Here is a 24,907-nt window from a genome sequence, read left to right as displayed (position 1 = left end):
CGGTCTGGCCATGGAGTGTCCTATGCGCGTTATTGTTCCTTCGCTGTTTATGCTGGTGTGCTCCTGCGTCAATGCTGACACCCTGCCCAATTTCCTCAACAGCAACGACACGATTCGCAATCTGCCTACCCCCAACCTGCCTGCCGATGCCTATCGCCCGAAGACGCCAGAGCTGAACCTGCCGCAGCCTTCGGCCAGCAGCGCCCAGCCGATGATGATGGGCACCCGGGTGACGATCAGCCAAGTGCAGATCGAAGGCGGCACACGTTACCCGCTGGAGGAACTCGGGGCGCTGTATCAGCCGTTGATGGGCCATCCCACCACGCTCGGCGAACTGATCGAGGCGACTCGCAGTATTACCCGGCGTTATCAGGAGGACGGTTACCTGCTGTCCTACGCCTTCCTGCCGCAGCAACACTTTGAAGGCGGGCTGGTCCGGGTGGTCCTGGTCGAGGGCTATATCCGCGACTATCAATTGCAGGGCGATATTGGCCCGGTGTCGGCCTATCTGGACGAACTGGTGGCCAAGCTCAAGGCCGAGCGGCCGCTGACGCGCAAGACCTTCGATCGCTACACCAGCCTGATGAGCCGCGTCCCAGGTGTGACCCTGCAAGCCCAGGTGCCGCCGCCCGGCACCACCGACGGTGCCTCCAGCCTGATCGCTGTGGCCAGTCGCAAGCCCTTCACCAGCAGCATGAGCCTGACCGATGGCAGCCGTGACGGTGTGCAGGCGCTGCTGGGTGTCAGCAGCAACTCGCAGACCGCCATGGCTGAGCAACTGAGCCTGAGCGGACTGTTTCCGCCGGGGGACGACAAGGAACATTACTATCGCCTCGACTATGGCCAGTACCTGGGTAGCGAAGGCCTGCAACTGGGCCTGTACGGTGCACGCTATCGTGCCGAGCCCTCGACCCGGATCCAGGCCGGCAATGGCCAGGAACTGAGGGCTCGGCGCGAGAACGACCGCTTTTCGATTGGTCTGAGCTACCCTTTGATCGCCTCCCAGGACCAGTGGTGGAGCCTGGGTTCGCGGCTCTATGGGGTCAACGACAAGACCCGTTACCAGGGCGTGGGGTTTCCTTTTGCGCTGACCCTGGAAACCGATATTCGCGCGCTGGCCATCGAGACGGACTGGCGCAAATCCGATGCCAGCCAGTTGCGTATTCTCAGCGCCGGGATCTACCAGGGCCTCGATGCCATGGGAGCCAAGGCCACCAACACACTCTATGACCTGGATTTCTTCCGGTTGCGCTTGTCCGGCGTGCAGAGTGATCGTTTCTTCGAGAAGTGGCAGGGGGTCATCTCGGCGGCGCTGTACTGGAGTAACGACAACCTGCCGGAAAGTGAAGGCGCGACCTTTGGTGGGCAGAACTTCGGCCGCGGCTATCCGACGGACCAGGCCATGGGCGACAAGGGTTGGGGCCTGGCCTATGAGCTCAACTACACCTTCAGTCGCGACGGTGAGTGGGTGAAGATGCTCCAACCCTACGTGGTGCTGGACAGAGCGCGGACCTGGTACAACGAGTTCAACCTGCAAGGCGCAGACATGTCGTCGGCGGCCCTGGGCCTGCGCTTTGGCGATGCGCGCTACTACAACATCGCGCTGGAAATGGCCAAGCCGATGTCTGACAAAGCGTTGGACAGCTTCAACCGCAGCCCGCGATTTACCCTGAGCTTCAGCTATCAGCTGTAGTGCCTGCCAGACACACCCTACTGTAGGCGCGAGCAGCCTCGCGTCTACAGGTCATGTACCTCAGGGAATCAGTGGCGGGCCAGTTGCAGGCGCGGTGGCGGGAACAGGTTGTCGAGGGTTTCCAGCAAGCGCACGTGATAGATGGGTTTGCGAAACAGGTCCAGTACCTGCAGGCGCAGCATATCGCTGACATCCTCCATATCGGCATGGCCGGACGTGACAATCACTGGCAAGTGCTCGCGGGCCGTATGGTCACGTAGGCGCTTGATCAGCGAGATGCCACTTTCCTCGGGCATGCGCAGGTCGGTAATGACCAGGGCGATATCCGGATGGCGGGTCAGATGATGCAGGGCAAGCTTGACCGAGGTCGCGGTAAAGCAGCAAAACCCTTCGCCCTCCAGCAACTCCGCCAGCTCCAGCAGGGCATCTTCTTCGTCATCCACAAGAAGCAGCTGCTGGCGCGGCGGCGGTACTGAGGGATTCATGGGCGATACCTGTCGCGGGGTAAGTGACGCAGGGGCAAATCACGTTCAATTGCTGTTTGGCTCAGGTGCCGATGGAGGTCTGAATGGAGGTGAAAATGGATTTTATATGGCTGCTGATCGGCGTGACGAACGTGGCCAGTACGACAGCGACCATGGTGGCGACAATGGCGTATTCAATACCTGACGCCGCTTCTTTGCCTTTGAGCAGAAGGTAGGTCTTTACATACAGTTTGGTCATCGTTTCACGGAACATTGTCGTTCTCCTTGCGTGGCCCACGCCAACGCTGATACCGCCATAGCGCAACATGTTTTCCTCATGCAAATACAGCATTGTCAACAAACTACGGGCTAGCAACTGTAAGAACTGACTAGTTGGAAAGTATTAATGCTTTTGCCGCCGGTGAAAGCGTCTGGGCTCATTTGCGATACTTACTAAAGTAGAAAATTCCGATGCGGTAATGGCGTTTCGTCCTAGTTGGACTACCTTCAAATAGCCAAATAGTTGCATGTTCATCGCTGCCTGATGGCGAAGATTTTTGCTTGATGCTGTGCAGTAGGAAAGGGAGAGCCGTAATGAACAGTCGCCTGACCATGGGCCTTGCCGCTGTGTTGTTGATCGGGGCGATCATTGCCGGCTATTGGGGGCTGGTTCTCAGTCGACAGCCTACCGAAACAGCGCCTCCAGCCGTTGCGCCCAGCGCACCTCTGACGAATGCCGTCGAAGATCCAACCCGGGTGCCGGTCGTGGTGCTGGTGCGCGATGTCCCTCCTTTTATTGCCCTGACAGCCGACGATCTGGCCGTGGAAAAACTCCATGTAGCGCCGGCCGGAAGCCTGGCCAACCTGGACCAGGTGGTGGGGCGCATGCCCATGAGAGGGCTGACGGCGGGCAGTTGGTTGAGCGATGAAATCCTGACAGCCGGTGGGCCTTTGGCGCGGATGATCCGCAGCGATGAGCGGGCCCTGAGCCTGGCGGTCGATGAAGTGACGGGGGCGGGTGGGCGACTGATGCCCGGCGACTATGTCGATGTCCTGCTGTTTTTGCCCCAGAACGCCCTCAACCCCCAGCCGTCGTCCCAGGTGGCGCTGCCCGCCATGCGTGTGCTTGCGGTGGGCGATCAGTTGGGCCTGGCCAATGACGGCAAGCCGGCCGCGCCGGCCGCCACCCCTGAAGAGCGGCTCCAGCAGGATCAGCGCCGTGCCGCCGCCCGCACCGTGGTGCTGGCGGTGCCCGAGCCCTTGCTCAGCCGTTTCCTGCTGGCGGTTCAGGTGGGTAGCCTGCGCCTGGCGGTGCGCAGTGCCGAGGAGCAGCGCCTGGCGCACTACTGGTCGGGTGATACGGCGGCCAGTGCCAACCTGGAAAACGCCAACCGCAGTCTTTACCAGTTCACCCAGTTGGCACTGGCCGGGCCGCCCAGGCTGCCCGCGGCCGGGGGCAGCTCGGGTGGCTCGGGTCGCCGTGGCATCGAAGTGATCCGTGGCAATCAAGTCAGCCAACAAACTCCCTGATCCGCAAGGAAACTGCCCATGAGTCGTCATTCCATGCAGATACTCACACCGCTGTTGTGGGCCTTGTTCCTGGCGGTGCCGACGGCGCCGTCCGCACTGGCGGCTGCGGCCAACTGCGCGGGGCTGGGGCAGATGCCGGCGGTGCTTGAAGTCGACCAGGGTAACCAGCAGGAAATCCGTTCGCCCGTGGCGATCACCCGGGTCGCCGTGGGCGATCCGAAAATTGCCGATGTGCAGTTGTTGTCCGATAACGGCGCGTTTTTGCTGACGGGGGTCGGTGCTGGCGCGACCAGCCTGATGCTTTGGACCGCCTGCTCAAGTGCGCCGCGCCAAAGCATGGTGTTTGTCCAGGGCAGTGCCACCGCGGCGCTGACCAGCACGGCGCTATCGCCTTCCGACGACCCGACATTGCCGAGTCAGGTGCAGACCGATATCCGCTTTGTCGAGGTCAGCCGAACCAAGCTCAAGGAGGCCAGTACGGCGCTGGTCGGTTCACGCGGTAATTTCCTCTTTGGTGCACCCAATACCCTGCCGAGCGTCGGTGGCGTGGTGACGCCCAAGCTGCCGGTGGATAACGGCGTCTTCAACTTTGCCTGGTTCGGCGGCAAGACCATGGCGATGATCAATGCCCTGGAAGGCAGCGGTTTTGCCTACACCCTGGCGCGCCCCAGCCTGGTGGCGCTCAGTGGTCAAAGCGCGAGCTTTCTGGCCGGTGGCGAGATCCCGATTCCGGTGCCTAGCAGCGGCAGCGATACGGTGGCCATCGAGTACAAGGAGTTCGGCATCCGCCTGACTCTGACGCCGACCATCATCGGGCGTGATCGCATTTCTCTCAAAGTCGCACCGGAAGTCAGCGAGCTCGATTACAGCAATACCGTCACCATCGCGGGCACCATCGTGCCGGGGCTGACCATCCGCCGCACCGATACCAGTATTTCCCTGGCCGATGGTGAGAGTTTTGTGATCAGCGGCCTGATCAGCACCCGCAACAGCTCCCAGGTGAACAAGTTTCCGGGGCTGGGCGATATTCCCATTCTCGGCGCGTTTTTCCGCGACTCGTCGATCAGTCGCGAAGAACGCGAGCTCCTGATGATCGTCACCCCGCACCTGGTCCAGCCGCTGTCGGCCAATGCACAGTTGCCGTCGCTGCCGGGAGAGAAACTGCGCAACTACGATCCGAACTGGTACCGATTGTTCTTCCTGGAAAACGGCAATTTCGATCGCCGTAGCGGGTTATCGCAATGAGCCAGAGCCTGAGCCAAACCTTTCTTGCCATCACGCGCAACGACACCGACCTTGAGTGGCTGCAGGGCGCGCTGGCGCCCCTGGGGCAGGTGGTCAGTGCCGGCATGGGCAGCCTTGACGAGTTGCTCGCCCTGGTCGATGTGACCTTCGCCAGCCTGGTGTTTGTCGGCCTGGATCGCGAGCATGTGGTGGCCCAGAGCGCGCTGATCGAGGGTGCGCTGGAAGCCAAGCCGATGCTGGCCATCGTTGCGCTGGGCGACGGTATGGACAACCAGTTGGTGCTTAACGCCATGCGTGCGGGCGCACGGGATTTCGTTGCCTATGGCTCGCGTTCCAGTGAGGTGGCCGGCCTGGTCCGGCGCTTGAGCAAGCGCCTGCCGCCGGTGGCGCCCAATACGCTGCTGGGCGGGCTGACCGTGCTCTACGGTACCCAGGGCAACGCCGATGGCGCCTTGCTTGCCAGCCATCTGGCGCTGGTGGTGCAAAAAAGCGGGCAGCAGACCCTGTTGCTGGACCTGGGCCTGCCGCGCGGTGACAGCCTGGCCTTGCTGGGCCTGGAAAGTTCGTTCCAGTTCGGCGATGCCCTGCGTCATCTGCGGCGCCTCGATACCACGCTGATCGACAGCGCCTTTACCAGTACCGCGGAAGGTTTACGGATCCTGGCCTACGCACCGGGCGATGAGCCACTCAAGCGCACCAGCGCCGCCGAGCTGTACATGTTGCTCAGCGCCTTGCGCCAGCATTTCCAACATATCGTGGTCAACCTCAGCGGGCAGTCGGACAGTGATGCCCTGCGTACCTTTGTCAGCCATTGCGACAAGCTCCTGTGGTACACCGACCAGAGTGTGCTGGACTGTCGGCGCAACCTCGCCGTACTCAATCAGTGGCGTGAAAAGGGCATGAAACTTGACCACGCCAAGCTGCTGGTCGACCGCTATGTGCGCGGTGTGGCACCGGACTCCGAAGCCCTGGGCAAGACCTTCGGCCTGGACGTGCTGGCAGTGCTGCCATTGAGCCCGGAGGTGCGTCTCAATGCCAAGAACCAGGGCCAGACGCTCTTTGAGCTGGCGCCACGCGAAGCCCTCACCCAGGGCCTGCGTACCTTGGGCGAACGCCTGGCCAAGCGCTCCGAGGGCATGGTCAAGCCCACTGGCCTGTTGAAACGGCTCTGGGGGCAGAAATGAACGGCGAGAAACTGTTCGGTGCCACGTCGCGGCCGAACACCGGTAACACCGACCACGAAGGGCTCAAGCTGGTGCTGCATCGCTACATGATCGATGCCATCGAGGAGTCGGGAAAAAACCTGCTGGAAGGCTCGCGTCAGGTGCTGGCGCAATTTGTCATCGACAAGGTCGCCGAGTATGTCTCGCGCCTGCACCTGGCGATCTCGCGGTATGAAATGGAGCGCCTGGCCGAGGAGATCGTTGATGAGTTGACCGGTTTCGGCCCCCTGGAGGTGCTGCTGCGCGATCCGGCGGTCACCGAGATTCTGGTCAACGGGCCGCACCGGGTATTTTTCGAACGTGACGGCGTCCTCCACCAGAGCGACCTGCGCTTTATCGATGCCCACCACGTGGAACGGGTGATGCAACGGATTCTGGCGCCCCTGGGGCGGCGCCTGGACGAGTCTTCGCCGATGGTCGACGCGCGCATGCCCGACGGTAGCCGGGTTAACGCCATTATCCCGCCGATTGCCCTGGACGGGCCGTGCCTGTCGATTCGCAAGTTTCGCAAGGACATGCTCAAGAGCAGTGACCTGGTGGCGATGCAGACCATCGATCAGGCGATCTTCGAGTTTTTCCAGGAGGCGGTGGGCAAGCGGTGCAATGTTCTGATCAGTGGCGGTACCGGCACCGGCAAGACCACGTTGTTGAATATCCTCAGCCAGTTGATCAGCCCGCGTGAGCGGCTGGTGACCATCGAGGATGTTGCCGAACTGCAACTGGGTCACCCCCATGTCGTGCGCCTGGAAACCCGGCCGCCGAATGCCGAGGGCCATGGCGAGGTGAAGTCCAGCGACCTGATCCGCAACGCCCTGCGGATGCGCCCGGATCGCATTATCCTCGGCGAGATTCGCGGCGTTGAAGTGCTCGATGTGCTGACCGCGATGAACACCGGGCACGACGGTTCGATGAGCACGGTGCACGCCAACAATGCCCAGGATGCATTGCTGCGCCTGGAGACCCTGGTGGGCCTGACCGGCTATCAGGTGGCCGAGAAGACCCTGCGGCAAATGATCTGTGCCGCGCTCGATATCGTAATCCAGCTGACACGCATGCCCGATGGTCGCCGCTGTGTCAGTGAGGTGGTCGAAGTGGTGGGGGTGCGTGACGATGTCTATGTGACCAACACCCTGTTCCTGCTCGACCGGCGCACCGGCTTCGGGTTTCTGCGTGATGCGATCAATCCGGCCGGTGACAAGCTGCGGCGCGAGTCGCTGGCCAGGTCGTCGTGATTGCCCTGCTGCTGGGAGCGATCTGCCTGCTGATGCTGGCGGCCGCGGCCTATCTGTTTGCCCGGGGCATGCGTAAGGCGGGAACCGATCGGGTACTGAGCCGACTGGCCCAGGGACAGCCGCAACTGATCGTCGAAAAGAGTCGCTGGACTGCCCTAGAGCGAGGCTTTCTGCAAGCTGGCCTGGGGCGCCCGGATGAGCGGATGAACCTGTGGCTGCTGGGGTGGGCCTTTATCGCGTTACTGGGGTGGCTGATGTGGAGCTGGTTTGGCCTGCTGGCCGCGATTGTGCTGCCACCGCTGGGCCTGCGTGTGTTTATTGCCTGGCGGTACCGGCGTCGGGTCCGGCGAATGGTTGAGCAGTTGCCCACCTTGTTGGATTACACGGTGCGCAGTCTCAAGGCCGGGCGCACCCTGGCCGATGCGGTGATCGGTGGGATTAGCGCCGCCGGTGACCCCTTGAAAGGCGCCATGAGTCGGGTCGAACGCAATGTCCAACTGGGGGTGGCCTTGCCGGATGCCATGCATGACTTCGCCGAGCTTTACGAGCGGGATGAATTCCGTCTGTTTGCCTTGGGGCTCAAGGTTAACCACCGCTTTGGCGGCAATGCCAGCGAGCTGTTGGAGAACCTGATCAAGCTGATTCGCGAACGCGAACAGGCGGCTCGTCAGTTGCGCGCCATGACCGGTGAAACCCGGGTCACCGCCATCGTGCTGGCGTTGTTGCCGGTCAGCGTGGCGGGCTATTTCCTATTGGCCAATCCGGCTTATCTGATGAACATGTGGGGGGACAGCGGCGGGCAGAAACTGTTGCTGGGCGCCTTCAGCTTGCAGGCGTTCGGCTGTCTGGCGCTGTGGCGCATGATGCGGAGCGTTTGAGATGGCCCTGTTGGTGTGCGCTCTGTTGCTGCTGGCGGCGACCGGTGTGGTCATCGGCGGCGTGCTCAACGAGCGCCAGCGCACCCGACAAGTCTCGCAACGCCTGCTGGGGCAGGTGGGCCGTGACAACAAGCTGGGCAGTTGGATGCGGGTCTTGGGGGATAGTTCGTTTGGGCGGCGCTCGGTCAGCCTGGACACGGAAACCCAGACCCTGCTGAATCGCATTGGTTGGCGCAAGGCCAGCCAGCGCTCGTTCTACGCCGCCTGCCAGATCGGCATGCCGGTGCTGGCGCTGGTGCTTGTCCTGGTGGTGCAGAACCTGTTTTTCCCGACCTTCGAGCAGGGCTGGATTTCCCTGCTGTGTGCCCTCGGGCTGGGCTACTTGTTGCCCAAGCGCGTGCTGGCGTCGGCGGCTCGCCGTCGTCAGGAGCAGATTGCCCAGGAGGTGTCGACCTTCATACCTTTGCTGCGGATTCTGTTCGAGTCGGGCATGGCCGTGGAGCAGGCCTTGCGGGTCTTGAGCAACGAGGCGCGGCTCTTGCTGCCACAGCTGTCGGCCGAGCTGCGCCTGCTGCTGGCGCGGGTCGATTCGGGGCTGGAACTGAGCGAAGAACTGGCCAAGACCGCGAATCTGCTGGCGGTCGATGAATTCAACGATACCTGTGTGATTCTTCAGCAATTGATCCAGCAGGGCGGCGGGGCGATGAAATCGCTGCTATCACTCAAGCAACTGCTCGACGATCGGCGGCTGACTCGGCTGCAGGAATATATCTCCAAGCTGTCGGCGAAGATGTCGGTGGTGATGATGCTGTTTTTGTTTCCGGCACTGCTGATCGTGTTGGCCGGACCGGGGTTTATGGCGATAGCCAAGGCTTTTAGCACTGCCTAGGGGGCGTGAGCGCATGAAGGGACTGATTGCTGTACTGGGGCTGTTCTTGCTCAGTGGTTGCGCCACCAATGGCCAGGCGCCCTGGCAGGCCCTGACTGGCCAGGCCAGTTGTGCCAAGCCGAGCTCGGAGCAGGAGTTGGCCATGAACCTGGCCGACGATATGGCCAATGAAGGCAAGCTCCACGCCAGCCTGGCCAACCTGCAGAGCCTGCCGGACCACCTGGCCGATGTGCGCCTGCGCAAGGCCCGGGTCTATCGACTGCTAGGGCGCAGTGAGGCGGAGCCGCTGTACCGCAGCCTGCTGGGTGGCTGCCTGGCTGCCGAAGGCGAGCATGGGCTCGGGCAACTGGCGGCGGCGCGGGGTGACAATCGCCAGGCCCTGACTTACCTGCAGCGGGCCGCACAACTGACGCCGACCGACGAAAAAATCCGCAATGACCTGGGGGTGGTCTATCTCAACCAACTGCGTTTGGACGACGCGCGGTTTGAGTTCCTCACGGCCATGGAGCTTAAGCAGGGCAATAGCCTGGCCGCGCAAAACCTGGTCACGCTGCTGATCTACCAGGACAACTGGAAGCAGGCGGCCGAACTGGTCACGCGTGCCGGCCTCGGGCCGCAGCAGGTCACACAGGCGCAGGCCCGTGCGCAGCAGCTCAAGGAGCAGGCGCCGAGAGCGCCGGCGGCCAGTGAACGGGTGGCGGCCGTGGTGGCTGTACCGCCGACTGATGTGCGTTAGATCCTGGAGGATGGAACCATGCAATGCCGACTCTTGAGCGCTCTGCTACTACTGGCTTTGCCCCTGGCCGCTGCGGCGCTCGACGAGGGGCCGTCGTCGCCGCAGCAGGCGCAGACTGAGCTTTGGCTGCAACTGCAGAACCGCGCGCAGGTCGCCTCGCCGATCCGCCAGCCCGCGACCCAGGCCGAGCGCGAGCAGGCCATGCAGCGGTGGCTGAACAGCTTCCAGCATGAAATTCCGGAGTACTACAAACAGGATGAAGGTGGCAAGTTGCAGAGTTCGAGCAACTGAGTCGTCACGGCGCTCAATGCGCCGTGACGCGATGGCGCAGTCCCGAGTTGTTCGGTGCCAGGGCAAGCGCCAGTTGGGTGCGGTTATGCATATGGGTCAGGCGCAAGACCTGGGACACGTAGAGTTTCACGGTGTTTTCGGTGATGCCCAGTTCACAGGCGATCTGGTAATTGGTCTGGCCCTTGCCGACCAGGCGTGCCACGTCCAGTTGGCGCGGTGACAGCTGATTGAAAATCGCCGGAATTTCCAGCGCGTCGGCTTCGCCCGCTTCGTCGCCGGTATTCAGTGTGGAACCCTGCAGCGGCGGGCGTCGGACCATATTGAGGTCGTGGTAGAGGTCGTCGATGGACTCGGCGAGAAACTGCAGCTTCTGGTTCAGGTGGCCGAGCTGCTCGGTTCTCTGGCGCTCGCGCAACAGGACCTCCTGGCGTTGCAGGCCCTTGAGCAGGTCTTCGAGGTCGACCGGCTTTTGGTAGTAGTCGGCGATCCCCGCACGCAGGGCCTTGATCACATCCTGCTTGTCGGCCTGGCCGGTCAGCATGATGGATTCGAAGGCCCGCTGCTTGCCAGCCAGGCGCTGGAGCTCCTGGATCAACTCGATTCCATCCATATCGGGCATATGCAGATCGCTGAGCACCAGGCCGATTTCCGGGTCCTGATTAAAGTGCTCGATGGCCTTGCGGCTGGAATGGCAGGCGATGCAGAGGAAACCGTTGCTTTCGAGAAACTCGCAGAGTTCTTCGACAATCATGGGCTGGTCATCGACTACCAAGACTTTTAAGGGAGGGGTTGGTTTGTTCACATGCAACTCCATGCAGGGCGGGCTGACTGCTGTCCGTTCCATTGTTCGCAGGCACGCCTGCAGAACTCAGCTTAAAAGTAGACGCACAATCCCACTCTGTACATAAACACGGCTGACGTTTTCGACTAGTGGAAGCACAGCCAAGTTGCGAAAAAACCTACGAAAAGGAAAGGTACGAAAGGGTGTTTTTTTGACGTGTTCGGGGCGATCTGGTGCAGATGTGCTTTAAGTCGTTGAGCTATATAGGGCCATAGTTTTGGCGCAAGCAGAAACCACAGCAGGCTGGACAGGCCAGCCCCGATAAACGTGCCCAGCAGGTAGTCGATGCTGGTGGCGAGCCCCAGCGCAGCGAGCAGCTTGACGTCACCGGCACCGAGCCGTCCCAGCGCGTAGCCGGGCAGGGTGAAGGCCAGGGATAGGGCAAAGGCCCAGCCGCCCTCGACGGCAGGGGCTCCCAGCCAGGTGTGTCCGCTCCAGAGCAGATATCCCAGGGCCAGGGTGCAGGCGCCGAGCGTCAGCAGGTTGGCGACCTGGCGCTCTCGCAGATCCTGCAAGGCGCAAGCAAGGAGCCAGGCAAGCAGAACAAGGCTATGCATCAGGTAAAAAAAGTCCCTTTTTGATGAATGATTCTATGCTGATCTGTATGCGCAGACGTCAGGGTAGACGCGGACATGCAAACACACCTCCCCCGTAAACAGAAAGGTGCCGCGGCAATCGAGTTTGCCTTGGTGTTTATCATCTTTTTCGCGGTGTTCTATGGGCTGGTCAGCTACAGCCTGCCGCTGTTGCTGATGCAATCATTCAACGCGGCCACCGCCGAAGCGGTTCGCCAGAGCGTGGCACTGGACCCGAATACGGCTAATTACAACACCGTGATCGTTACCCGGGCCAAGGCGGTCCTGACCCAGCAATTGGGCGCGCTGCCGTCGTCGGTGAACTTCAATGTGAATACCGATGCCAGTGCGACCTACACGTCCGGCAAGTTGCTGACGGTTCGCATCGACTATCCCAAGACCAAGCTGGCACAAATTATCCCCCTGTTGAGCCTGCCGGGCATTGGCACCGTGCCCAATCTGCCCGCAACCTTGAGCGCGCAAGCGAGCCTGCAGTTTTGAGTGCGGGCGACAAGCTTTTCGGCCGCTTGCTCGGGCGCGTCCAGGACCGCACGCCGGCCCTGAGCCCGGCTTTGCAGGTGCATCTGGACGAGCAAGGGCGGGTCCTGCAACTCGTCGGCCCGCTGCGTCATGCCTTGTTGCCCCAGGCCGACAGCGTCAGCCCGCGCCCCTTGGCCGATTATGTATTGCCGCACAGCGCTCTGAGCCTTGAGGGCAGCCCGAACGACTGGCAGGGACAGAGCCTGGACCTGGACTTTCTCGGCCCGGCCGGCAAGGTGTTGCAGGGGCGGGGCTGGATCGAGCCGCGTCCAGGCGGCTGGTTGCTGCAATTGCTGGATATCGGTGACTTGCTGCGCGGACACCACGAGACCGAGGCGCGCGAGCAATCGCAGCGCCTGGCGGTGCAGATCGAGGAGCAGTTGCGCCTGTGCGGTCTGGCGCGGCTGGAGGCGGTGCTCGAAGAGCAGTTGCAGGCTATTGCGCAGCAATGGCACGTGCCGTGTATTGCGCTGGCGATGCTCGATGAGTCGGGGCGGCACTGGGTCATTCGCAGCCAGTTCACGGGGCATTCGGCGCCGCGTCTGTGGCAGGTCGGCCAGCAGTTGCCGGCCGGCCTGGACAGCCTCGATGGCAGCCAGCCGGTCCATCTGGCCCAGGGCTACGGTATGGGGAACTATCCGCGGCTGCAGGATGCCTTCGCCAATGCCGAAAGCTATCTGGTGCCCTATAGCGACGAGCAGGGAGTGGCGGCCTGGCTGCTTTGTGGTTTCTATCCCGTGCAGCAGCGCGCGGCGGCGTTGCGTCCGCGCGACTGGCTGCAATTGGCGGCCGCCCTGGCCGGGCCCGTGCTCAATCGTCAGCGCGAGCAGCGCCATCGCCAACAGCTTGAGCGTCTGGAGTCCTTGCAGGATCTGTTGGGCACCGGTTGGTGGGAGTTGTTGCCCGACAGTGCGCAGTTGTTGCTCGCACTGCCCTTGAGCCTGTTGTTGGGGCTGGAGGTGGGGCGCGTTCCGCTGGCCGATTGGCGGGAGCGGGTGCATCCGGCCGATCGCGAAGAACTGGACAGTCATTTGCAGGCGCTGGTCGAGCAGGGCAAGACCCTGCTGCTGTGCGTGCGAATCCAGCGGACCGACCCAACGCTGCCCTTGCTCTGGTGCCGGATCCAGGGCCAGGCCTTGGGGCACGGCGCTGGCCGGCGCGTGGTGGGGTTTATGCTGGATATCAGCGATATCAAGAACCAGGAGCAGCAAGCCGCCGCTGCCCATGCGCGGCTGGATAACCTGATCGCGAGTTCGCCGGCGGTGATCTATGTCCAGCGCTACGTCGAAGGCGCCCTGCAGCCTGCGTTCTTCAGCGCCAGCCTGCTACCGCTGTTTGGCTGGAGCTTGGCCGACTGCACGGTAACGACGCTGATCGAGTGGATTCACCCCGAAGACCGCGCGCGGTACTTCGAGCGCTGTCGGCAATTGCTCCGTGAAGGCACGGTGCGCAGCCGCTATCGCTTGCGTGACAGGCAGGGCACTTATCACTGGTTGCTCGACGAGGCCAAGCTGTTGCGCGATGACCTGGGCTTGCCAGTGGAGGCCGTCGGTCTCTGGCTGGATATCACCGAGGCGACGCTGGCCGCCGAGCAGGTCAGGCAGAGCGAGGAGCGTTATCGGATCCTGGTCGAAGACTCACCGGCAATGATCTGTCGCTACCGTCCCGACCTGATTCTGACCTTTGGCAACCAGCCGCTGGCCAGCTACCTGGAGTGCTCGGCGCAGCAACTGCCCGGGGTCGACCTGGGGAGCTGGCTCTCCACCGAGCAGCGTGCGGCGTTTCTGGAGCGCCTGGCTCAACTGACGCCGGAACAGCCGGTCAGCAGTGCTGAGATCAGCTTGCAACTGCCCGGGCGCGAGCATGCCTGGTGGGTCTGGTCGGACCGAGGGGTGTTCGATGAACAGGGGCGGTTGGTGGAGATCCAGGCGGTGGGTCGGGACAACACCGAGGTCCGCCGGTCCCAGCAGCAACTGACTCAGAGCGCGAAAATGGCCACCCTGGGCGAGATGGCGACGGGCTTGGCCCATGAAATCAACCAGCCGCTCAATGTGATGCGTATGGCGATTGTCAATGTGCTCAAGCGCCTCGAAAACGGTGCACTGGAAACCGACTACCTGCAGGACAAGCTCAGCCGGATCGACGCCCAGGTCCAGCGTGCCGCGAAGGTGGTGGACCATATGCGTGTGTTCGGCCGCCGTTCGGAAATCGAGCAGCAACCTTTCGATCCGGGGCAGGCGGTAGAAGGTACGTTGTCGCTGCTGGCCGAGGGGCTGAGGGGCAAGGGCGTGGAGATTCGCCTGGGCGAAATCACGGCCGGGTTGCAGGTGCGCGGTTTTGTCGATCAGCTTGAACAGGTGTTGATCAATCTGCTGGTCAATGCCCGCGATGCGCTGCTGAGCAAGCGTGAGGCCAACCGCGATTTCCAGCCCTGGATCGCCTTGCGCACCGAACATGATCGGCAATGGGTGCGTTTTTGGGTCGAGGATAACGGAGGGGGCATCGATCCGCGGCTCCTGGAGCGGATCTTCGAGCCGTTCTTCACCACCAAGCCGGTGGGCGTCGGTACCGGATTGGGGCTGTCCGTCAGCTACGGGATCATCGATAACATGGGTGGGCACCTGAGCGTAGAGAATGGCCCCGATGGCGCGCGCTTCTGCATAGAATTGCCGTTGGTGGTGGGTTAGATCACCAGATAGGCGAGACCGGGCTGGCCGCAACTGAGGTTGGCGTCGACCTGGATTTTCCCCACCTCGATACCCAGGGCGACAAGAAGGTTGTCGATTAGCGTATCCAGCAGTGGGCTCAATATTCCGCTGAGAGTGCTTGAAAGCAAGGTGACCGCTTGTGAAAGCAGACCTGTCAGCGTATTGAGCAAAACGCCCAGAATTCCGGGGTTGAGCGTCGGTGCGTGCTGGATGAGCGAAATACCGCTCACTGTGCCTTTCATGCTGGCCAGTGCGCCGCTGGCAGTCAGTACGAATGGGGGGTAGGCCGGGGTGTACTGCTGCCCGATATTGGGTGGGTTGATAAAGGTATTGGTTGCGGTTGTTGCCAGTACGGAGCTATTGATCATCAAGTCGGTTCCGCCCCCAGTGTAGGACGTGCGTGCACCGCAACTGCCAAATAGACCATTGCAGACTCGAGATCCGATATCTATCAAAGGCAGGGGCGCCACGGTAAGGGGAGAAGTGGAGGAGAGCCAGTTCGCTGAGGTAACACGACCAATCATGAGATTGGCCACCGAGGTGGTCGCGCTGATCGAGAGACTCTTATTGGTGTCGCTGACGCAAGTGTAGCCGGTTACATAACTGCTCCCCCGGCCAGCCTCCAGGCTGATATCGAGGTTTGTGCCATTGGGAAATAGTAGTAGGTCGGTTTTAACGCACTGCCCTCCCAGTACGCAACCAACGTCCAGGCTCAATGCGGTATTGAGCAGGCCAATAATGGGTGAGAGCAAGGTGTTGAGCGAAGTCAGGAGAGTACCGACTATACCCAGATTCAGTGAAATCAGTGTTCTTACCTGTGCGGTTCTCACATAGATTTGATTGGGCCCCTGGGGAGCCTGCTGGGCCAGTAGCGGGTTGCCGATCATCGAGAGTTGCGGTGGCTCGGTGACCTTTACTTGCGTTGTCAGGGTTAGCCCCGCAATCGGGACCGTGATCGGCAAACTGGCGGCGACGGAGCTTTTGTTGTTGGAGAGCTGCACAAAGCCCTCGATCAACTGGAAGAGGTTCACCTGGGTATCAAGCCCGGCAGATTGCGTACCGGTCTGTAGCTTCAGGATGTCTCCCAGGTTCAGAGCGGCAGGATTGATCGCTGCGAGCTTGAGGCCGGTCAGTGCGTTCGTTAGATCGACGCTGGGGCCATTGGCTTGGGCCACCGTGGCCACTGTAGTGATCAGATCGCCGATGGTTGCATTGGTGGTGAGCAATTGCGTGTAGTTACCGGCCTGGACCTGCAACTTGATTGCCAACTGATCCAGAAAATTCAGCAGGCTGACATTGGTGGCCAGCAGGCTGTTCCAGTTGGCGACGCTCAAATTAACTGAACTGCCCAGGAAGGCGGTGAAAAGGGGATTGAGCAAACTGACGTCGGCCACCGTACTGCGAATACTCAACTGGGCAAGCAAGGGCGCCGGGGCGGCGGCCACGGCGGTGGCGGTCAGGCGGGTATTGAGGCTGGGAGTGCCGCCCGCGAACAATGCGGCCACGCCTGCCGCTACGCTGGTGACCACCGGGCGGCTGACGATGACCCTGACCGCGCTCGATTTACTCGGGTCGACGGCCAGGGTGCGCAGGTTGTCGCTGCCGGTCACCAGGCTGCCGCAGGCGACGGTCAGTGGGCTGTTGCTGGTGACGGTAAAGCCGTTGCGGGTGGCGCTCTGGGTGGCATAGGCGGTGGCTGTCAATGCCGGTGCGACGCAGGTGCCCTTGCGGCTGACGGCCTCCAGCGCGGCGGTATCGGCGATGCGTTGCAGCTTGCGCTTCTCCATGTAGAGCCGGCCGCTGTCGACCACCAGCAGCAGAAACAGCAACGAAAAGCCCAGGGTGACGGCCGCGATCAGGCCGATGGCGCCGCGTTGCCGGGAGGGCAGGTTCGGCTGTCTTGAAGGGAGCCTTGAGTGGAGCGGGGGAGACATCGAGCACTCCTTTGCCGGCGCATTGCCGAGCGCATTCTCTCCATGGTTGCAGAGCAGTGTAGACAAGGCTGGAAGCGGCGGCAGAGCCAGGGGCGGGGCAGCCGACTGACGGAGTGGCGGGCGCTACGCTGCAAGGCGTGGCTAAAACCGTTGCTGTCGTAGCTCGGTGTTTGCGCGATGCCTCACTGCGCGAGGCGGCTTTGCCCGCGCAGCGTACTCGGATGTCGCCGGGCGGCAACGGCTACGCGCTGTTGCCGCCCGAGAGACGCTCAACGCGGTGGATAATTGGCCAGGACCTTGGCCACCGTGGCGCGGATTGCCGCGCTGCGTTCGTTCGGGCCAGGGGCATTGTTGAGGACCTGTTCGGCACTGCCGCGCCAGACCAGCTTGCCGTCCTTGCCGTCATGCAGGTCGATCTGGATGGTCGCGACCTTGTAGTCGATGCTGCGGGTTTCGTTGTACATCGGCCCGCCCCAGTAGCCATTCCACGGACCACCCCAGGCGCCGCCGTAGTTGGTGCTGACCTGCTGCTGGCGGTCTTCGACAATCAGATACGCCTGGACCTGCAGATCCGCCTTGCCCGTTGCGGGGCGCAGGCCGCGCTGGTCCAACTGGTCGGCGACGGCCTGGCGGATGCGCTGTTCGGTCAGGTCGCTCTTGATCCGTGGGTCGTCGGGGCTGTAGCGCAGTGCCGGGTCTTTCCAGCTCCAACTGCGGTAGCTGGCAAAATCGCGGCTGGCGTCGAAGTCATGGTTCACCTGGGTGGTCTGGCAAGCTGCGAGCAACAGGGCCATGGCCAGTACAGCGAGCGAACGGAACATAGATGTACTCCTTTGAAACACTTGAATCTAGTTGGGCGGATAGGCCGATAACGCGCGCTCCAGCGCCTTGCGCAGGGCATCGGCGCGTTCGGACAGGCTGCCCTTGCTGCTGGTCTCGGCAGTGGCGCTCCAGACCGCCTGGCCGCTTTGCCCATCGAATAGATGGATGCGTACCACCACCACTTCAACCTCGTAGGTGCGTACCAGCGGGACACTGGCGTAGGCGCCATAGCGATTGCCCCATGGGCCGCCGCCGTAACCGCCATAGGCTCCGGTATAAGGATAGTCGTCGCGCTCCTGGCGCAGGCGTTTTTCCAGGTGCAGGTCGGCACTGACGCGCAAATCGGCCGGCCGATTGGGCAGGGCCGGGCGCAGGCCGCGTTGGTCCAGGGCATTGCCCACGGCATCGGCCACCTGGGCGGAGTCGGCCCAGGCGCTGCCGGCCGGCAGCCGGTTGTCGAGCCAGGCCCAGCTGCGGTAGCGGCCATAGTCGCGGACCGGCGCCGGATAGGCGCTGAGGTCGAGCGTGCGGGCCGCTTCCGGCGGTGCCGGGGGCATGGGCCTGGATTCGGCCGTGTAGGGGTTGCTGCCCTGACACCCGCCCAGGCCCAGTAGCAGGCCCAGTGCGATGAACGCAAAACGACGCTTCATTCGATCCTCCGAGTACGGCGTTGCTTAGACCGGGCGGCAGATCCAGTGCAGGTAACGCCCCAGTCCCGCAAAGCTTGGGTGACGACGATGGGCCAGCTCCATTTCCAGCAGGTCGAGCAGTTCGGCACGGGCCTGGAACTCCACCGGCATGTAGTCGTGGAACACCCTGACGCCACTCTGACTTTCGACTCGCCAGAGGCCTTCAAGTTGCGCTGCCAATTCGCGCGGATCAAGCGGTTGTTGCGGCGTCAGGCTCTGTTTTTCGCCGGCCATGTCGTTCTTGCGCATCTTGCGAAAGTGCCCCTTGAGCAAATTGCGGTAGATGAGCGCATCGCGGTTGTAGAACGCCAGTGACAGCCAGCCGTCCTTGCCCGTCAACTGGTGCAGCACCGGCAGGATCGCGTGGGGCTCGGCCAGCCATTCGAGCACGGCATGGCAGAGCACCAGGTCATAAGGTTCGGTGAGCTGGCCCAGCAGTTCCTGCCAGGGCGCCTGGATAAAGGTCGCGCTCTGGCCGGCGTCGGCAAAGCGCTGGCGGGCGCCTTCGAGCATGGGTTCGGCGGGTTCGGCGAGTGTCACCTGGTGGCCACGTTCGGCCAGCCACAGGGACATGTGTCCCAGCCCCGCGCCGATATCGAGCACGCGCAAGGGCCGCTCGGGCAGGCTCTCGGCCAGGTCGGCCTGGAGCACCGCGAGGCGGATCGCGCCTTTGGCCCCACCGTAGATTTTTTCGGCGAAGCGCGTGGCCAATTGATCGAAATGACGGTCGCTCATGGTTGGAAACGCCGTTCGCTGTCGGCCAGTTTGCTGCGCACCACCTGCTCCATATCCAGCCCCAATTCGCTGCACAGCAGCAACAGGTAGAGCACGATATCGCCGACTTCCTGGCCGGCGTGGGCCAGCTTGTCCGCTGGCAGTTGGCGCGACTGGTCTTCGGTCAGCCACTGGAATATTTCCACCAGTTCGGCCATTTCCACGCTGGCGGCCATCGCCAGGTTTTTCGGGCTGTGGAAGGGGCGCCAGGCATTCTGGTCGCGGATGCGATGCAGGCGTTGGGTCAATTCGTCGAGGTTCATGGGGGTCTCCTGAAGGTGCGTAGCTTCAGGGGGATTGGCGGGCGACGCAAGACACCCGCGTGCGTTCAGCCCACCGACCGCCATTGGCCGTGCATGTGTTCCAGGCCGCCGCTGCCTGCCAGGCGCAGCTCGCCGCTGGAGCCGGGGGCGCTGCTGTGGAGGATGACTTCGCTGGGCAGGCGCACCGGTTTGTGAAAGTCCACGGCGATCTCGAGATTGGCCGCCGGCAGATGCTCGGCCAGGGCGGCCAGGGTTCGGGCTTTGTTCCATAGCCCGTGGGCTATCGCCTGGGGGAAACCGAACAGCTGGGCGCTGATGCCGCTCAGGTGGATCGGATTGTAGTCGCCGGACACCCGGGCATAGCGTCGACCGATACCGGCCGGCGCCGGCCAGTGGGTCAGCTCGCTCAAGGCCGCCGCGCTGGCCGCGCTCGGCTCAAGCGGCGTGCCGGGGAGCGCCACGCCACGGCAGAGCAGGCGGCTGCGTGCCTGCCAGAGCGGGCCAAGTTGATCGTCGGCCTGGGTGATCAGGTCGAATGTCGCGCCTTTGGCATGGGGTTGCAGGTTTTCCACCGAGACGCCGACGTGCAGGCGGCCCAGGCCACCCAGAGGGCGCAGGACGCTGATGCTGTTACTCAGATGGATCAGGCCCAGCAGCGGGAAGGGGAACGCCGACGCCGTGAGCAGTTGCATTTGCAGGGGGAAGGCCAGGATGTGTGGGTAAGTGGGCGGCAGCAGCGGGCTGTCGCTGAAACCGCAAACGGCGCGGTAGGCAGCCAGCCGCCCGGGCTCGATATCGACCCAGCAGCGCAGGCCGCTGTGGGGCAGGTCTGTGCCGCTGATGTGGCGGCGCAGCGCGGCCCGCCGATACAGGCCGGGCAGTGGGGGTGGACTGTCCAGTTCTTGCCACTGCATGTTCATGGTCAGGCTCCCAGCAGGCTTTGCCCGCACACGCGCAAGGCCTGGCCGCTGACTGCGCCCGAACCCGGCTGGGCCAGCCAGGCCACGGCCTCGGCGACATCCTGGGGCAGGCCGCCCTGGCCCAGGGAACTCATGCGCCGCCCCGCCTCGCGCAAGGCAAAGGGTACGGCGGCGGTCATCCGGGTTTCGATAAAACCCGGTGCCACGGCATTGATACTGATCCCTCGGCCATGCAGCAAGGGTGCCCAGGCCTGGGCCAGGCCGATCAGCCCGGCCTTGCTGGCGGCATAGTTGGTCTGCCCGCGGTTGCCGGCGATCCCGCTGATGGAGGCCAGCAGGATCACCCGACCGTGGTCGTGCAGGGTGCCACTGTCGAGCAGGGCCTGGGTCAACACCTGCGGCGCCTTGAGATTGACCGCGAGCACGGCGTCCCAGAAGTCCGGGGTCATGTTGGCGAGGGTCTTGTCGCGGGTGATGCCGGCGTTGTGCACGACGATATCGACGCCGTCCGGCAGGCATTCGAGCAACTGCGCTGGCGCTTCATCGGCGCAGATATCCAGGGCGATGCTGCGCCCGCCCAGGCGGGCCGCCAGGGCATCGAGCTCGGCGCTGGCCTGGGGCACGTCGAGCAGCAAGACCTGGGCGCCGTCGCGGGCCAGGGTCTCGGCAATGGCCGCGCCAATGCCGCGTGCGGCCCCGGTCACCAGGGCCTTGCGCCCGGCCAGGGGGCGGGTCCAGTCCGCTACCTGGGTGTCGCAGGCTTGCAGGCGCAGGACCTGGCCGCTGACGAAGGCACTTTTGGGGGAAAGGAAAAACCGCAGCGCGCCTTCCAGCTGGGCTTCGGCGCCAGTGCCGACATAGAGCAATTGCAGGGTGGCACCGTTGCGCAGCTCCTTGGCCAGCGAGCGACTGAAGCCTTCCAGGGCGCGCTGGGTGCTGGCGGCGAACGGCTCGTCAAGTGACTCCGGGGCGCGGCCAAGGATCACCAGATGGGCGCAGTGGTCGAGGTGCTTGAGCAGCGGCTGGAAAAATTCGCGCAGTTGCTTGAGGGCTTCGGTGCTCCGCAACTCGCCGGCATCGAACACCACGGCCTTGAGCCTGGGCCCGTGGCCGGGGAGCCAGGCGGTCGCTGCCAGGGGCTCGGAGCCGTAGCCATAGACACTGTCGGTCAGGCGCAGCGCAAAGCTGGCGACCTGTTCGGCCAGGACGCCACCGCCCAGCAGCAGGGCGCCGTCGACGGGCCGCAGCCGGCCGGCTTGCCAGCGCTCCAGGCGGCTGGGTGCCGGCAGGCCGAGGGCGCCGACCAGACGCTGGCCCAGGCCTGAGTTGGCAAAGTCGATATAACGGTCAGACATGGAACACACTCCGGCTACCAGGGTTCAAAGGGGTTGACCACGAGGAAGCGACAGTCGTTCGCTGCGCGGGATAAGGCCTACGCTTGTGGGGCCATGCCAGTCAAATATAGGGAGCTTTTCATGAGTGTGTTGCGTCGCGTCGCGATTATCGGTGGTAACCGCATTCCCTTCGCCCGCTCCAACGGGCCCTATGCCACGGCCAGCAACCAGGCGATGCTGACTGCGGCCCTGGAGGGCCTGATCGAGCGCTACCAGCTGCATGGCCTGCGTCTGGGTGAGGTGGTCGCCGGGGCGGTGCTCAAGCACTCCCGGGATTTCAACCTGACCCGCGAGTGCGTGCTCGGCTCGCGGTTGTCGGCCCAGACCCCGGCCTACGATATCCAGCAGGCCTGCGGCACCGGCCTGGAAGCGGCGTTGCTGGTGGCCAACAAGATCGCCCTCGGGCAGATCGAATGTGGCATTGCCGGTGGCGTCGATACCACGTCTGACGCGCCGATTGGGGTCAATGAGCATCTGCGCCAACTGTTGTTACAGGTCAACCGCAGCAAGACCCTGCCCGACAAACTCAAGCTGCTTTTGCAGCTACGCCCCGGCTTTTTGAAGCCTGAGCTGCCACGCAATGGCGAGCCGCGCACGGGCCTGTCCATGGGCCAGCACTGTGAATTAATGGCCCAGACCTGGAACATCCCCCGCACCGAACAGGACGAACTGGCCCTGGCCAGCCACCAGAAACTGGCGGCGGCCTATGCCGAGGGCTGGCATGACGATCTGCTCACCCCGTTCCTCGGCCTGAGCCGCGACAACAACCTGCGCCCGGACCTGACCCTGGAAAAACTGGCCGCCTTGAAACCGGTATTCGAGCGCAGCGACAAGGGCACCCTGACCGCCGGCAACTCGACGCCGTTGACCGATGGCGCCTCCCTGGTGCTGATGGGCAGCGAGGAATGGGCCAAGGCGCGCGGTTTGCCCGTGCTGGCGTACCTGCGCGATGGCGAGGCGGCGGCGGTGGATTTTGTCAACGGCGCGGAAGGCCTGCTGATGGCGCCGGCCTATGCCGTACCACGGCTCCTGGCGCGCAATGGCCTGAGCCTGCAGGACTTCGACTATTACGAGATTCACGAAGCCTTTGCCGCCCAGGTGTTGTGCACGCTCAAGGCCTGGGAAGACCCCGAGTACTGCCGCACGCGCCTGGGCCTGGACGGGGCGCTGGGGTCGATCGACCGCAGCCGGCTCAATGTCAAAGGCAGCTCATTGGCCGCCGGCCATCCCTTTGCGGCCACCGGTGGGCGGATCGTCGCCAACCTGGCGAAGCTGCTCCATGTGGCGGGGCAGGGCCGAGGCCTGATCTCGATCTGCGCCGCCGGTGGTCAGGGCGTGACGGCGATTATCGAGCGCTGAGTGCCGCATTGGCCGGCGTGGTCGCCTGACGGCTGCGGTTGGCGTAGTGCTCGGCCATGACCGAGCAGACGATCAACTGCAACGGGTGGTAGATCATGATCGGCAGCAGAATCAGCCCCAGCCCGGGGTTGCTGCCGAAGATCAGGGCGGCCATGGGGGCGCCGGCCGCCAGGGACTTCTTGCTGGCGCAGAACACTGCGGCAATCTCGTCGGCGTTGCCGAATTTCAGCGCGCGGGCTGTGCGGGTGGTCAGCCAGAGGATGATCGCCAGCAGGATCGCGCTGCCGATAAAGGCGCTGAGGATCACGCTCGTACCTTGCTGTTGCCACATGCCCGAGACCATCGAGTTGCAGAACGCAGCGTAGACCAGCAGCAGGATCACCAGCTTGTCGACGATATTGGTGTAGCGCTTGTGGCGCCCGAAAAACTTCCCGAACCAGGGGCGCAGCAACTGCCCCATTACCAGCGGTAACAGCAGCATGGCGCACAGGTCGAGCAGGGTCGAACCCAGGTCAATGCCGCCCGCACCGGTGCCGACCACCAGGCTGACCAGCAAGGGCGTGAGGAAAATCCCCAGTACGCTCGACAGACTGGCATTGAGGATCGCCGCCGGCACATTGCCCCCAGCGGTGCCCGTCAGGGCCACCGAGGAAGAGATGGTCGAAGGCAGTGCGCACAGATAGAGGAAGCCGAGCATCAACAGCGCCGGCACGTGCGAGCCCAGCACCTGGTTACCCAGCAGCCAGATCAGCGGGAACACCACAAAGGTGAAGCCCTGCACCATCAGGTGCAGCCGCCAGTTTTTCAGGCCGTGGACGATCTGTTCGCTGGACAGGTTGATCCCATGGAGGAAGAACACCAGGAACACCCCGATATTGATTACCCATTCGGCATGCATTCCGCCGCCGGTGCTGCCAAAGCCGGGAAACAGGTAGGCCAGCAAAGTCGCCAGCAGCATGCCGCAGAGAAACCAGTCGGTGACCACGCGTTTGAGATGTTTGAGCACAGGCATAGGGCTTACCGCAGATATTGTAAGAATTGATGACTTAGCCTAACGTCCACGCTATCTGCCGTCTTGCGACATAAGGCCAATCAATGCCGACTAACGGACAGCGTGGTCCCCAGCGGTTGATCCCCAGCCTGGACAGCTTGCCGCGCCCCCTCTATGCCCGGGCCGAAAGCCTGAATGCGGGCTCCTGGACCCCGCGCCATCAGCATGACTGGGTGCAGTTTTCCTATGCGATCAGTGGTGTGCTGGGCGTGCACACCGCCGAAGGCAGTTTCTTTGCGCCGCCGCAGTGGGGCGTGTGGATTCCGGCCGGGCTGGAGCATGAGGTGGTGACTTCCATGCGGGCGGAAATGCGCAGCCTGTATGTGCGCAGCGCGGACTGCAACTGGGCGCCGGCGCGGTGTCGGGTCCTGGAGGTCACGCCGTTGGCGCGGGAGTTGATCAAGGCCTTCTGCCGGCTGCCCGCCGATTATCCCCAGGGCGACAGCGAAGAAGCGCGGCTGGTCCAGGTCCTGCTCGATCAACTGGCGCGCTTGCCGGAAGTCGGTTTTTCCCTGCCATTGCCCCGTCACCCGCGTTTGCTGGGGTTGTGCAATGCGTTGATCGAACAGCCGGAGCAAAGCCGTGGTTTGAGCGACTGGGCGCAGGACTTGGGAATGTCGGAGAAAACCCTGATGCGCTTGTTCCAGCGCGAGACTGGCTTGAGCTTCCGTGGCTGGCGCCAGCGGATGCGCCTGCTGTCGTCCCTCAGCCTGTTGGAGGACGGCGGCAGTGTCACCCAGGCTGCGCTGGGCAGCGGTTATGACTCGACGTCGGCGTTTATCGCGGCGTTCAAGGGGCTGTTCGGTTTTACCCCGGGCGAGTTGCTCTAGCGAAGGCCGGAGGGCGGGACGGATCC

Annotated in this window: 25 protein-coding genes; 13 read left to right on the top strand and 12 right to left on the bottom strand. The window is 63.2% G+C overall.

Translation table 11 applies throughout. The features are described from left to right. Positions 1-22 precede the first annotated feature (22 nt). Complete coding sequence (locus NPS46_RS11565) at positions 23-1,693, top strand: ShlB/FhaC/HecB family hemolysin secretion/activation protein (RefSeq protein WP_274107212.1); 1,671 nt, start codon at positions 23-25, stop codon at positions 1,691-1,693. Between the two features lie 68 nt (positions 1,694-1,761). Here NPS46_RS11565 and NPS46_RS11560 read toward each other — a convergent pair whose 3' ends face one another. Continuing rightward, a complete protein-coding gene (locus NPS46_RS11560; RefSeq protein ID WP_274107210.1) occupies positions 1,762-2,178 on the bottom strand; it encodes a response regulator in 417 nt (138 codons plus the stop codon). A 61-nt stretch (positions 2,179-2,239) separates the two neighbouring features. After that, a complete protein-coding gene (locus NPS46_RS11555; protein ID WP_274107208.1) occupies positions 2,240-2,485 on the bottom strand; it encodes a Flp family type IVb pilin in 246 nt (81 codons plus the stop codon). A 266-nt stretch (positions 2,486-2,751) separates the two neighbouring features. Between NPS46_RS11555 and cpaB the strand changes: the two genes are divergently transcribed. From cpaB to NPS46_RS11515, 8 genes are read left to right on the top strand one after another with little or no spacing between them, the layout of a single operon-like run. Further along, entirely contained in the window at positions 2,752-3,687 is a 936-nt protein-coding gene (gene cpaB / locus NPS46_RS11550) for a Flp pilus assembly protein CpaB (protein ID WP_274107206.1), read from the top strand. Between the two features lie 33 nt (positions 3,688-3,720). Beyond that, on the top strand, positions 3,721-4,932 hold the full coding sequence (locus NPS46_RS11545; RefSeq protein WP_274108055.1) for a type II and III secretion system protein family protein: 1,212 nt from the start codon (positions 3,721-3,723) through the stop codon (positions 4,930-4,932). Further along, a complete protein-coding gene (locus NPS46_RS11540) occupies positions 4,929-6,116 on the top strand; it encodes an AAA family ATPase (protein WP_274107204.1) in 1,188 nt (395 codons plus the stop codon). Before NPS46_RS11545 ends, NPS46_RS11540 begins: the two co-directional genes overlap by 4 nt. Next, positions 6,113-7,387: a CpaF family protein gene (locus NPS46_RS11535; protein WP_274107202.1), complete on the top strand. Its 1,275-nt coding sequence runs from the start codon at positions 6,113-6,115 to the stop codon at positions 7,385-7,387. Before NPS46_RS11540 ends, NPS46_RS11535 begins: the two co-directional genes overlap by 4 nt. A gap of 32 nt (positions 7,388-7,419) precedes the next feature. Beyond that, positions 7,420-8,265 carry a type II secretion system F family protein gene (locus NPS46_RS11530; protein ID WP_274108053.1) on the top strand — a complete coding sequence of 282 codons (846 nt, stop codon included), beginning with the start codon at positions 7,420-7,422 and terminating at the stop codon, positions 8,263-8,265. Position 8,266: 1 nt separating this feature from the next. Continuing rightward, positions 8,267-9,154, top strand: a complete 888-nt coding sequence (locus NPS46_RS11525) for a type II secretion system F family protein (protein ID WP_274107200.1) — start codon at positions 8,267-8,269, stop codon at positions 9,152-9,154. A gap of 13 nt (positions 9,155-9,167) precedes the next feature. Continuing rightward, positions 9,168-9,890: a tetratricopeptide repeat protein gene (locus tag NPS46_RS11520; RefSeq protein ID WP_274107198.1), complete on the top strand. Its 723-nt coding sequence runs from the start codon at positions 9,168-9,170 to the stop codon at positions 9,888-9,890. Between the two features lie 18 nt (positions 9,891-9,908). Then, positions 9,909-10,181 carry a DUF3613 domain-containing protein gene (locus NPS46_RS11515; RefSeq protein WP_274107197.1) on the top strand — a complete coding sequence of 91 codons (273 nt, stop codon included), beginning with the start codon at positions 9,909-9,911 and terminating at the stop codon, positions 10,179-10,181. 13 nt (positions 10,182-10,194) lie between these two features. Here NPS46_RS11515 and NPS46_RS11510 read toward each other — a convergent pair whose 3' ends face one another. Continuing rightward, on the bottom strand, positions 10,195-10,983 hold the full coding sequence (locus tag NPS46_RS11510) for a response regulator transcription factor (protein WP_274107196.1): 789 nt from the start codon (positions 10,981-10,983) through the stop codon (positions 10,195-10,197). 125 nt (positions 10,984-11,108) lie between these two features. Continuing rightward, on the bottom strand, positions 11,109-11,579 hold the full coding sequence (locus NPS46_RS11505) for a prepilin peptidase (RefSeq protein WP_274107195.1): 471 nt from the start codon (positions 11,577-11,579) through the stop codon (positions 11,109-11,111). A 75-nt stretch (positions 11,580-11,654) separates the two neighbouring features. On the opposite strand from NPS46_RS11505, the gene NPS46_RS11500 reads away from it, so the two are divergent. Then, positions 11,655-12,098 (top strand): TadE/TadG family type IV pilus assembly protein, encoded by a 444-nt coding sequence (locus tag NPS46_RS11500; protein WP_274107194.1) that lies wholly within the window; start codon positions 11,655-11,657, stop codon positions 12,096-12,098. Then, positions 12,095-14,824 carry a PAS domain-containing sensor histidine kinase gene (locus NPS46_RS11495; protein WP_274107193.1) on the top strand — a complete coding sequence of 910 codons (2,730 nt, stop codon included), beginning with the start codon at positions 12,095-12,097 and terminating at the stop codon, positions 14,822-14,824. The genes NPS46_RS11500 and NPS46_RS11495 overlap by 4 nt, the downstream gene beginning before the upstream one ends. Here the strand turns inward: NPS46_RS11495 and NPS46_RS11490 are convergent. From NPS46_RS11490 to NPS46_RS11460, 7 genes are all read right to left on the bottom strand, one after another. Next, positions 14,821-16,779 (bottom strand): pilus assembly protein TadG-related protein, encoded by a 1,959-nt coding sequence (locus NPS46_RS11490; protein ID WP_274107191.1) that lies wholly within the window; start codon positions 16,777-16,779, stop codon positions 14,821-14,823. The two genes, NPS46_RS11495 and NPS46_RS11490, sit on opposite strands and share 4 nt — an antisense overlap. A 269-nt stretch (positions 16,780-17,048) precedes the next feature. Beyond that, positions 17,049-17,600: a DUF4136 domain-containing protein gene (locus NPS46_RS11485; protein ID WP_274107190.1), complete on the bottom strand. Its 552-nt coding sequence runs from the start codon at positions 17,598-17,600 to the stop codon at positions 17,049-17,051. A 27-nt stretch (positions 17,601-17,627) separates the two neighbouring features. After that, a complete protein-coding gene (locus tag NPS46_RS11480; RefSeq protein WP_274107189.1) occupies positions 17,628-18,251 on the bottom strand; it encodes a DUF4136 domain-containing protein in 624 nt (207 codons plus the stop codon). 24 nt (positions 18,252-18,275) lie between these two features. After that, a complete protein-coding gene (locus NPS46_RS11475; protein WP_274107188.1) occupies positions 18,276-19,025 on the bottom strand; it encodes a methyltransferase domain-containing protein in 750 nt (249 codons plus the stop codon). Beyond that, a complete protein-coding gene (locus tag NPS46_RS11470) occupies positions 19,022-19,327 on the bottom strand; it encodes a MazG-like family protein (RefSeq protein WP_274107186.1) in 306 nt (101 codons plus the stop codon). Before NPS46_RS11470 ends, NPS46_RS11475 begins: the two co-directional genes overlap by 4 nt. A 65-nt stretch (positions 19,328-19,392) precedes the next feature. Further along, positions 19,393-20,247 (bottom strand): MaoC family dehydratase, encoded by an 855-nt coding sequence (locus NPS46_RS11465; RefSeq protein ID WP_274107185.1) that lies wholly within the window; start codon positions 20,245-20,247, stop codon positions 19,393-19,395. A 2-nt stretch (positions 20,248-20,249) separates the two neighbouring features. Then, a complete protein-coding gene (locus tag NPS46_RS11460; protein WP_274107184.1) occupies positions 20,250-21,602 on the bottom strand; it encodes a 3-oxoacyl-ACP reductase in 1,353 nt (450 codons plus the stop codon). 120 nt (positions 21,603-21,722) lie between these two features. Here NPS46_RS11460 and NPS46_RS11455 point away from each other — a divergent pair, with 120 nt between their 5' ends. Continuing rightward, on the top strand, positions 21,723-23,000 hold the full coding sequence (locus NPS46_RS11455) for an acetyl-CoA C-acetyltransferase (RefSeq protein ID WP_274107183.1): 1,278 nt from the start codon (positions 21,723-21,725) through the stop codon (positions 22,998-23,000). Here the strand turns inward: NPS46_RS11455 and NPS46_RS11450 are convergent. Next, positions 22,987-24,012 (bottom strand): bile acid:sodium symporter family protein, encoded by a 1,026-nt coding sequence (locus NPS46_RS11450; RefSeq protein WP_274107182.1) that lies wholly within the window; start codon positions 24,010-24,012, stop codon positions 22,987-22,989. The two genes, NPS46_RS11455 and NPS46_RS11450, sit on opposite strands and share 14 nt — an antisense overlap. Before the next feature lie 83 nt (positions 24,013-24,095). On the opposite strand from NPS46_RS11450, the gene NPS46_RS11445 reads away from it, so the two are divergent. After that, positions 24,096-24,881 (top strand): AraC family transcriptional regulator, encoded by a 786-nt coding sequence (locus NPS46_RS11445; protein WP_274107181.1) that lies wholly within the window; start codon positions 24,096-24,098, stop codon positions 24,879-24,881. Positions 24,882-24,907 lie beyond the last annotated feature (26 nt).

The sequence above is a fragment of the Pseudomonas putida genome, from assembly GCF_028682395.1.
Lineage (GTDB): Bacteria > Pseudomonadota > Gammaproteobacteria > Pseudomonadales > Pseudomonadaceae > Aquipseudomonas > Aquipseudomonas putida_AB.
This window is presented reverse-complemented; position numbering and strand designations above follow the sequence as displayed.

Excerpts from the sequence above, each read along its gene's own strand:
- NPS46_RS11565 (WP_274107212.1), top strand. The coding sequence starts at position 23 with ATGCGCGTTATTGTTCCTTCGCTGTTTATGCTGGTGTGCTCCTGCGTC.
- NPS46_RS11560 (WP_274107210.1), bottom strand. The coding sequence starts at position 2,178 with ATGAATCCCTCAGTACCGCCGCCGCGCCAGCAGCTGCTTCTTGTGGAT.
- NPS46_RS11555 (WP_274107208.1), bottom strand. The coding sequence starts at position 2,485 with ATGTTGCGCTATGGCGGTATCAGCGTTGGCGTGGGCCACGCAAGGAGA.
- cpaB (WP_274107206.1), top strand. The coding sequence starts at position 2,752 with ATGAACAGTCGCCTGACCATGGGCCTTGCCGCTGTGTTGTTGATCGGG.
- NPS46_RS11545 (WP_274108055.1), top strand. The coding sequence starts at position 3,721 with ATGCAGATACTCACACCGCTGTTGTGGGCCTTGTTCCTGGCGGTGCCG.
- NPS46_RS11540 (WP_274107204.1), top strand. The coding sequence starts at position 4,929 with ATGAGCCAGAGCCTGAGCCAAACCTTTCTTGCCATCACGCGCAACGAC.
- NPS46_RS11535 (WP_274107202.1), top strand. The coding sequence starts at position 6,113 with ATGAACGGCGAGAAACTGTTCGGTGCCACGTCGCGGCCGAACACCGGT.
- NPS46_RS11530 (WP_274108053.1), top strand. The coding sequence starts at position 7,420 with ATGCTGGCGGCCGCGGCCTATCTGTTTGCCCGGGGCATGCGTAAGGCG.
- NPS46_RS11525 (WP_274107200.1), top strand. The coding sequence starts at position 8,267 with ATGGCCCTGTTGGTGTGCGCTCTGTTGCTGCTGGCGGCGACCGGTGTG.
- NPS46_RS11520 (WP_274107198.1), top strand. The coding sequence starts at position 9,168 with ATGAAGGGACTGATTGCTGTACTGGGGCTGTTCTTGCTCAGTGGTTGC.
- NPS46_RS11515 (WP_274107197.1), top strand. The coding sequence starts at position 9,909 with ATGCAATGCCGACTCTTGAGCGCTCTGCTACTACTGGCTTTGCCCCTG.
- NPS46_RS11505 (WP_274107195.1), bottom strand. The coding sequence starts at position 11,579 with ATGCATAGCCTTGTTCTGCTTGCCTGGCTCCTTGCTTGCGCCTTGCAG.
- NPS46_RS11500 (WP_274107194.1), top strand. The coding sequence starts at position 11,655 with ATGCAAACACACCTCCCCCGTAAACAGAAAGGTGCCGCGGCAATCGAG.
- NPS46_RS11490 (WP_274107191.1), bottom strand. The coding sequence starts at position 16,779 with ATGTCTCCCCCGCTCCACTCAAGGCTCCCTTCAAGACAGCCGAACCTG.
- NPS46_RS11485 (WP_274107190.1), bottom strand. The coding sequence starts at position 17,600 with ATGTTCCGTTCGCTCGCTGTACTGGCCATGGCCCTGTTGCTCGCAGCT.
- NPS46_RS11480 (WP_274107189.1), bottom strand. The coding sequence starts at position 18,251 with ATGAAGCGTCGTTTTGCGTTCATCGCACTGGGCCTGCTACTGGGCCTG.
- NPS46_RS11475 (WP_274107188.1), bottom strand. The coding sequence starts at position 19,025 with ATGAGCGACCGTCATTTCGATCAATTGGCCACGCGCTTCGCCGAAAAA.
- NPS46_RS11470 (WP_274107186.1), bottom strand. The coding sequence starts at position 19,327 with ATGAACCTCGACGAATTGACCCAACGCCTGCATCGCATCCGCGACCAG.
- NPS46_RS11465 (WP_274107185.1), bottom strand. The coding sequence starts at position 20,247 with ATGAACATGCAGTGGCAAGAACTGGACAGTCCACCCCCACTGCCCGGC.
- NPS46_RS11460 (WP_274107184.1), bottom strand. The coding sequence starts at position 21,602 with ATGTCTGACCGTTATATCGACTTTGCCAACTCAGGCCTGGGCCAGCGT.
- NPS46_RS11455 (WP_274107183.1), top strand. The coding sequence starts at position 21,723 with ATGAGTGTGTTGCGTCGCGTCGCGATTATCGGTGGTAACCGCATTCCC.
- NPS46_RS11450 (WP_274107182.1), bottom strand. The coding sequence starts at position 24,012 with ATGCCTGTGCTCAAACATCTCAAACGCGTGGTCACCGACTGGTTTCTC.
- NPS46_RS11445 (WP_274107181.1), top strand. The coding sequence starts at position 24,096 with ATGCCGACTAACGGACAGCGTGGTCCCCAGCGGTTGATCCCCAGCCTG.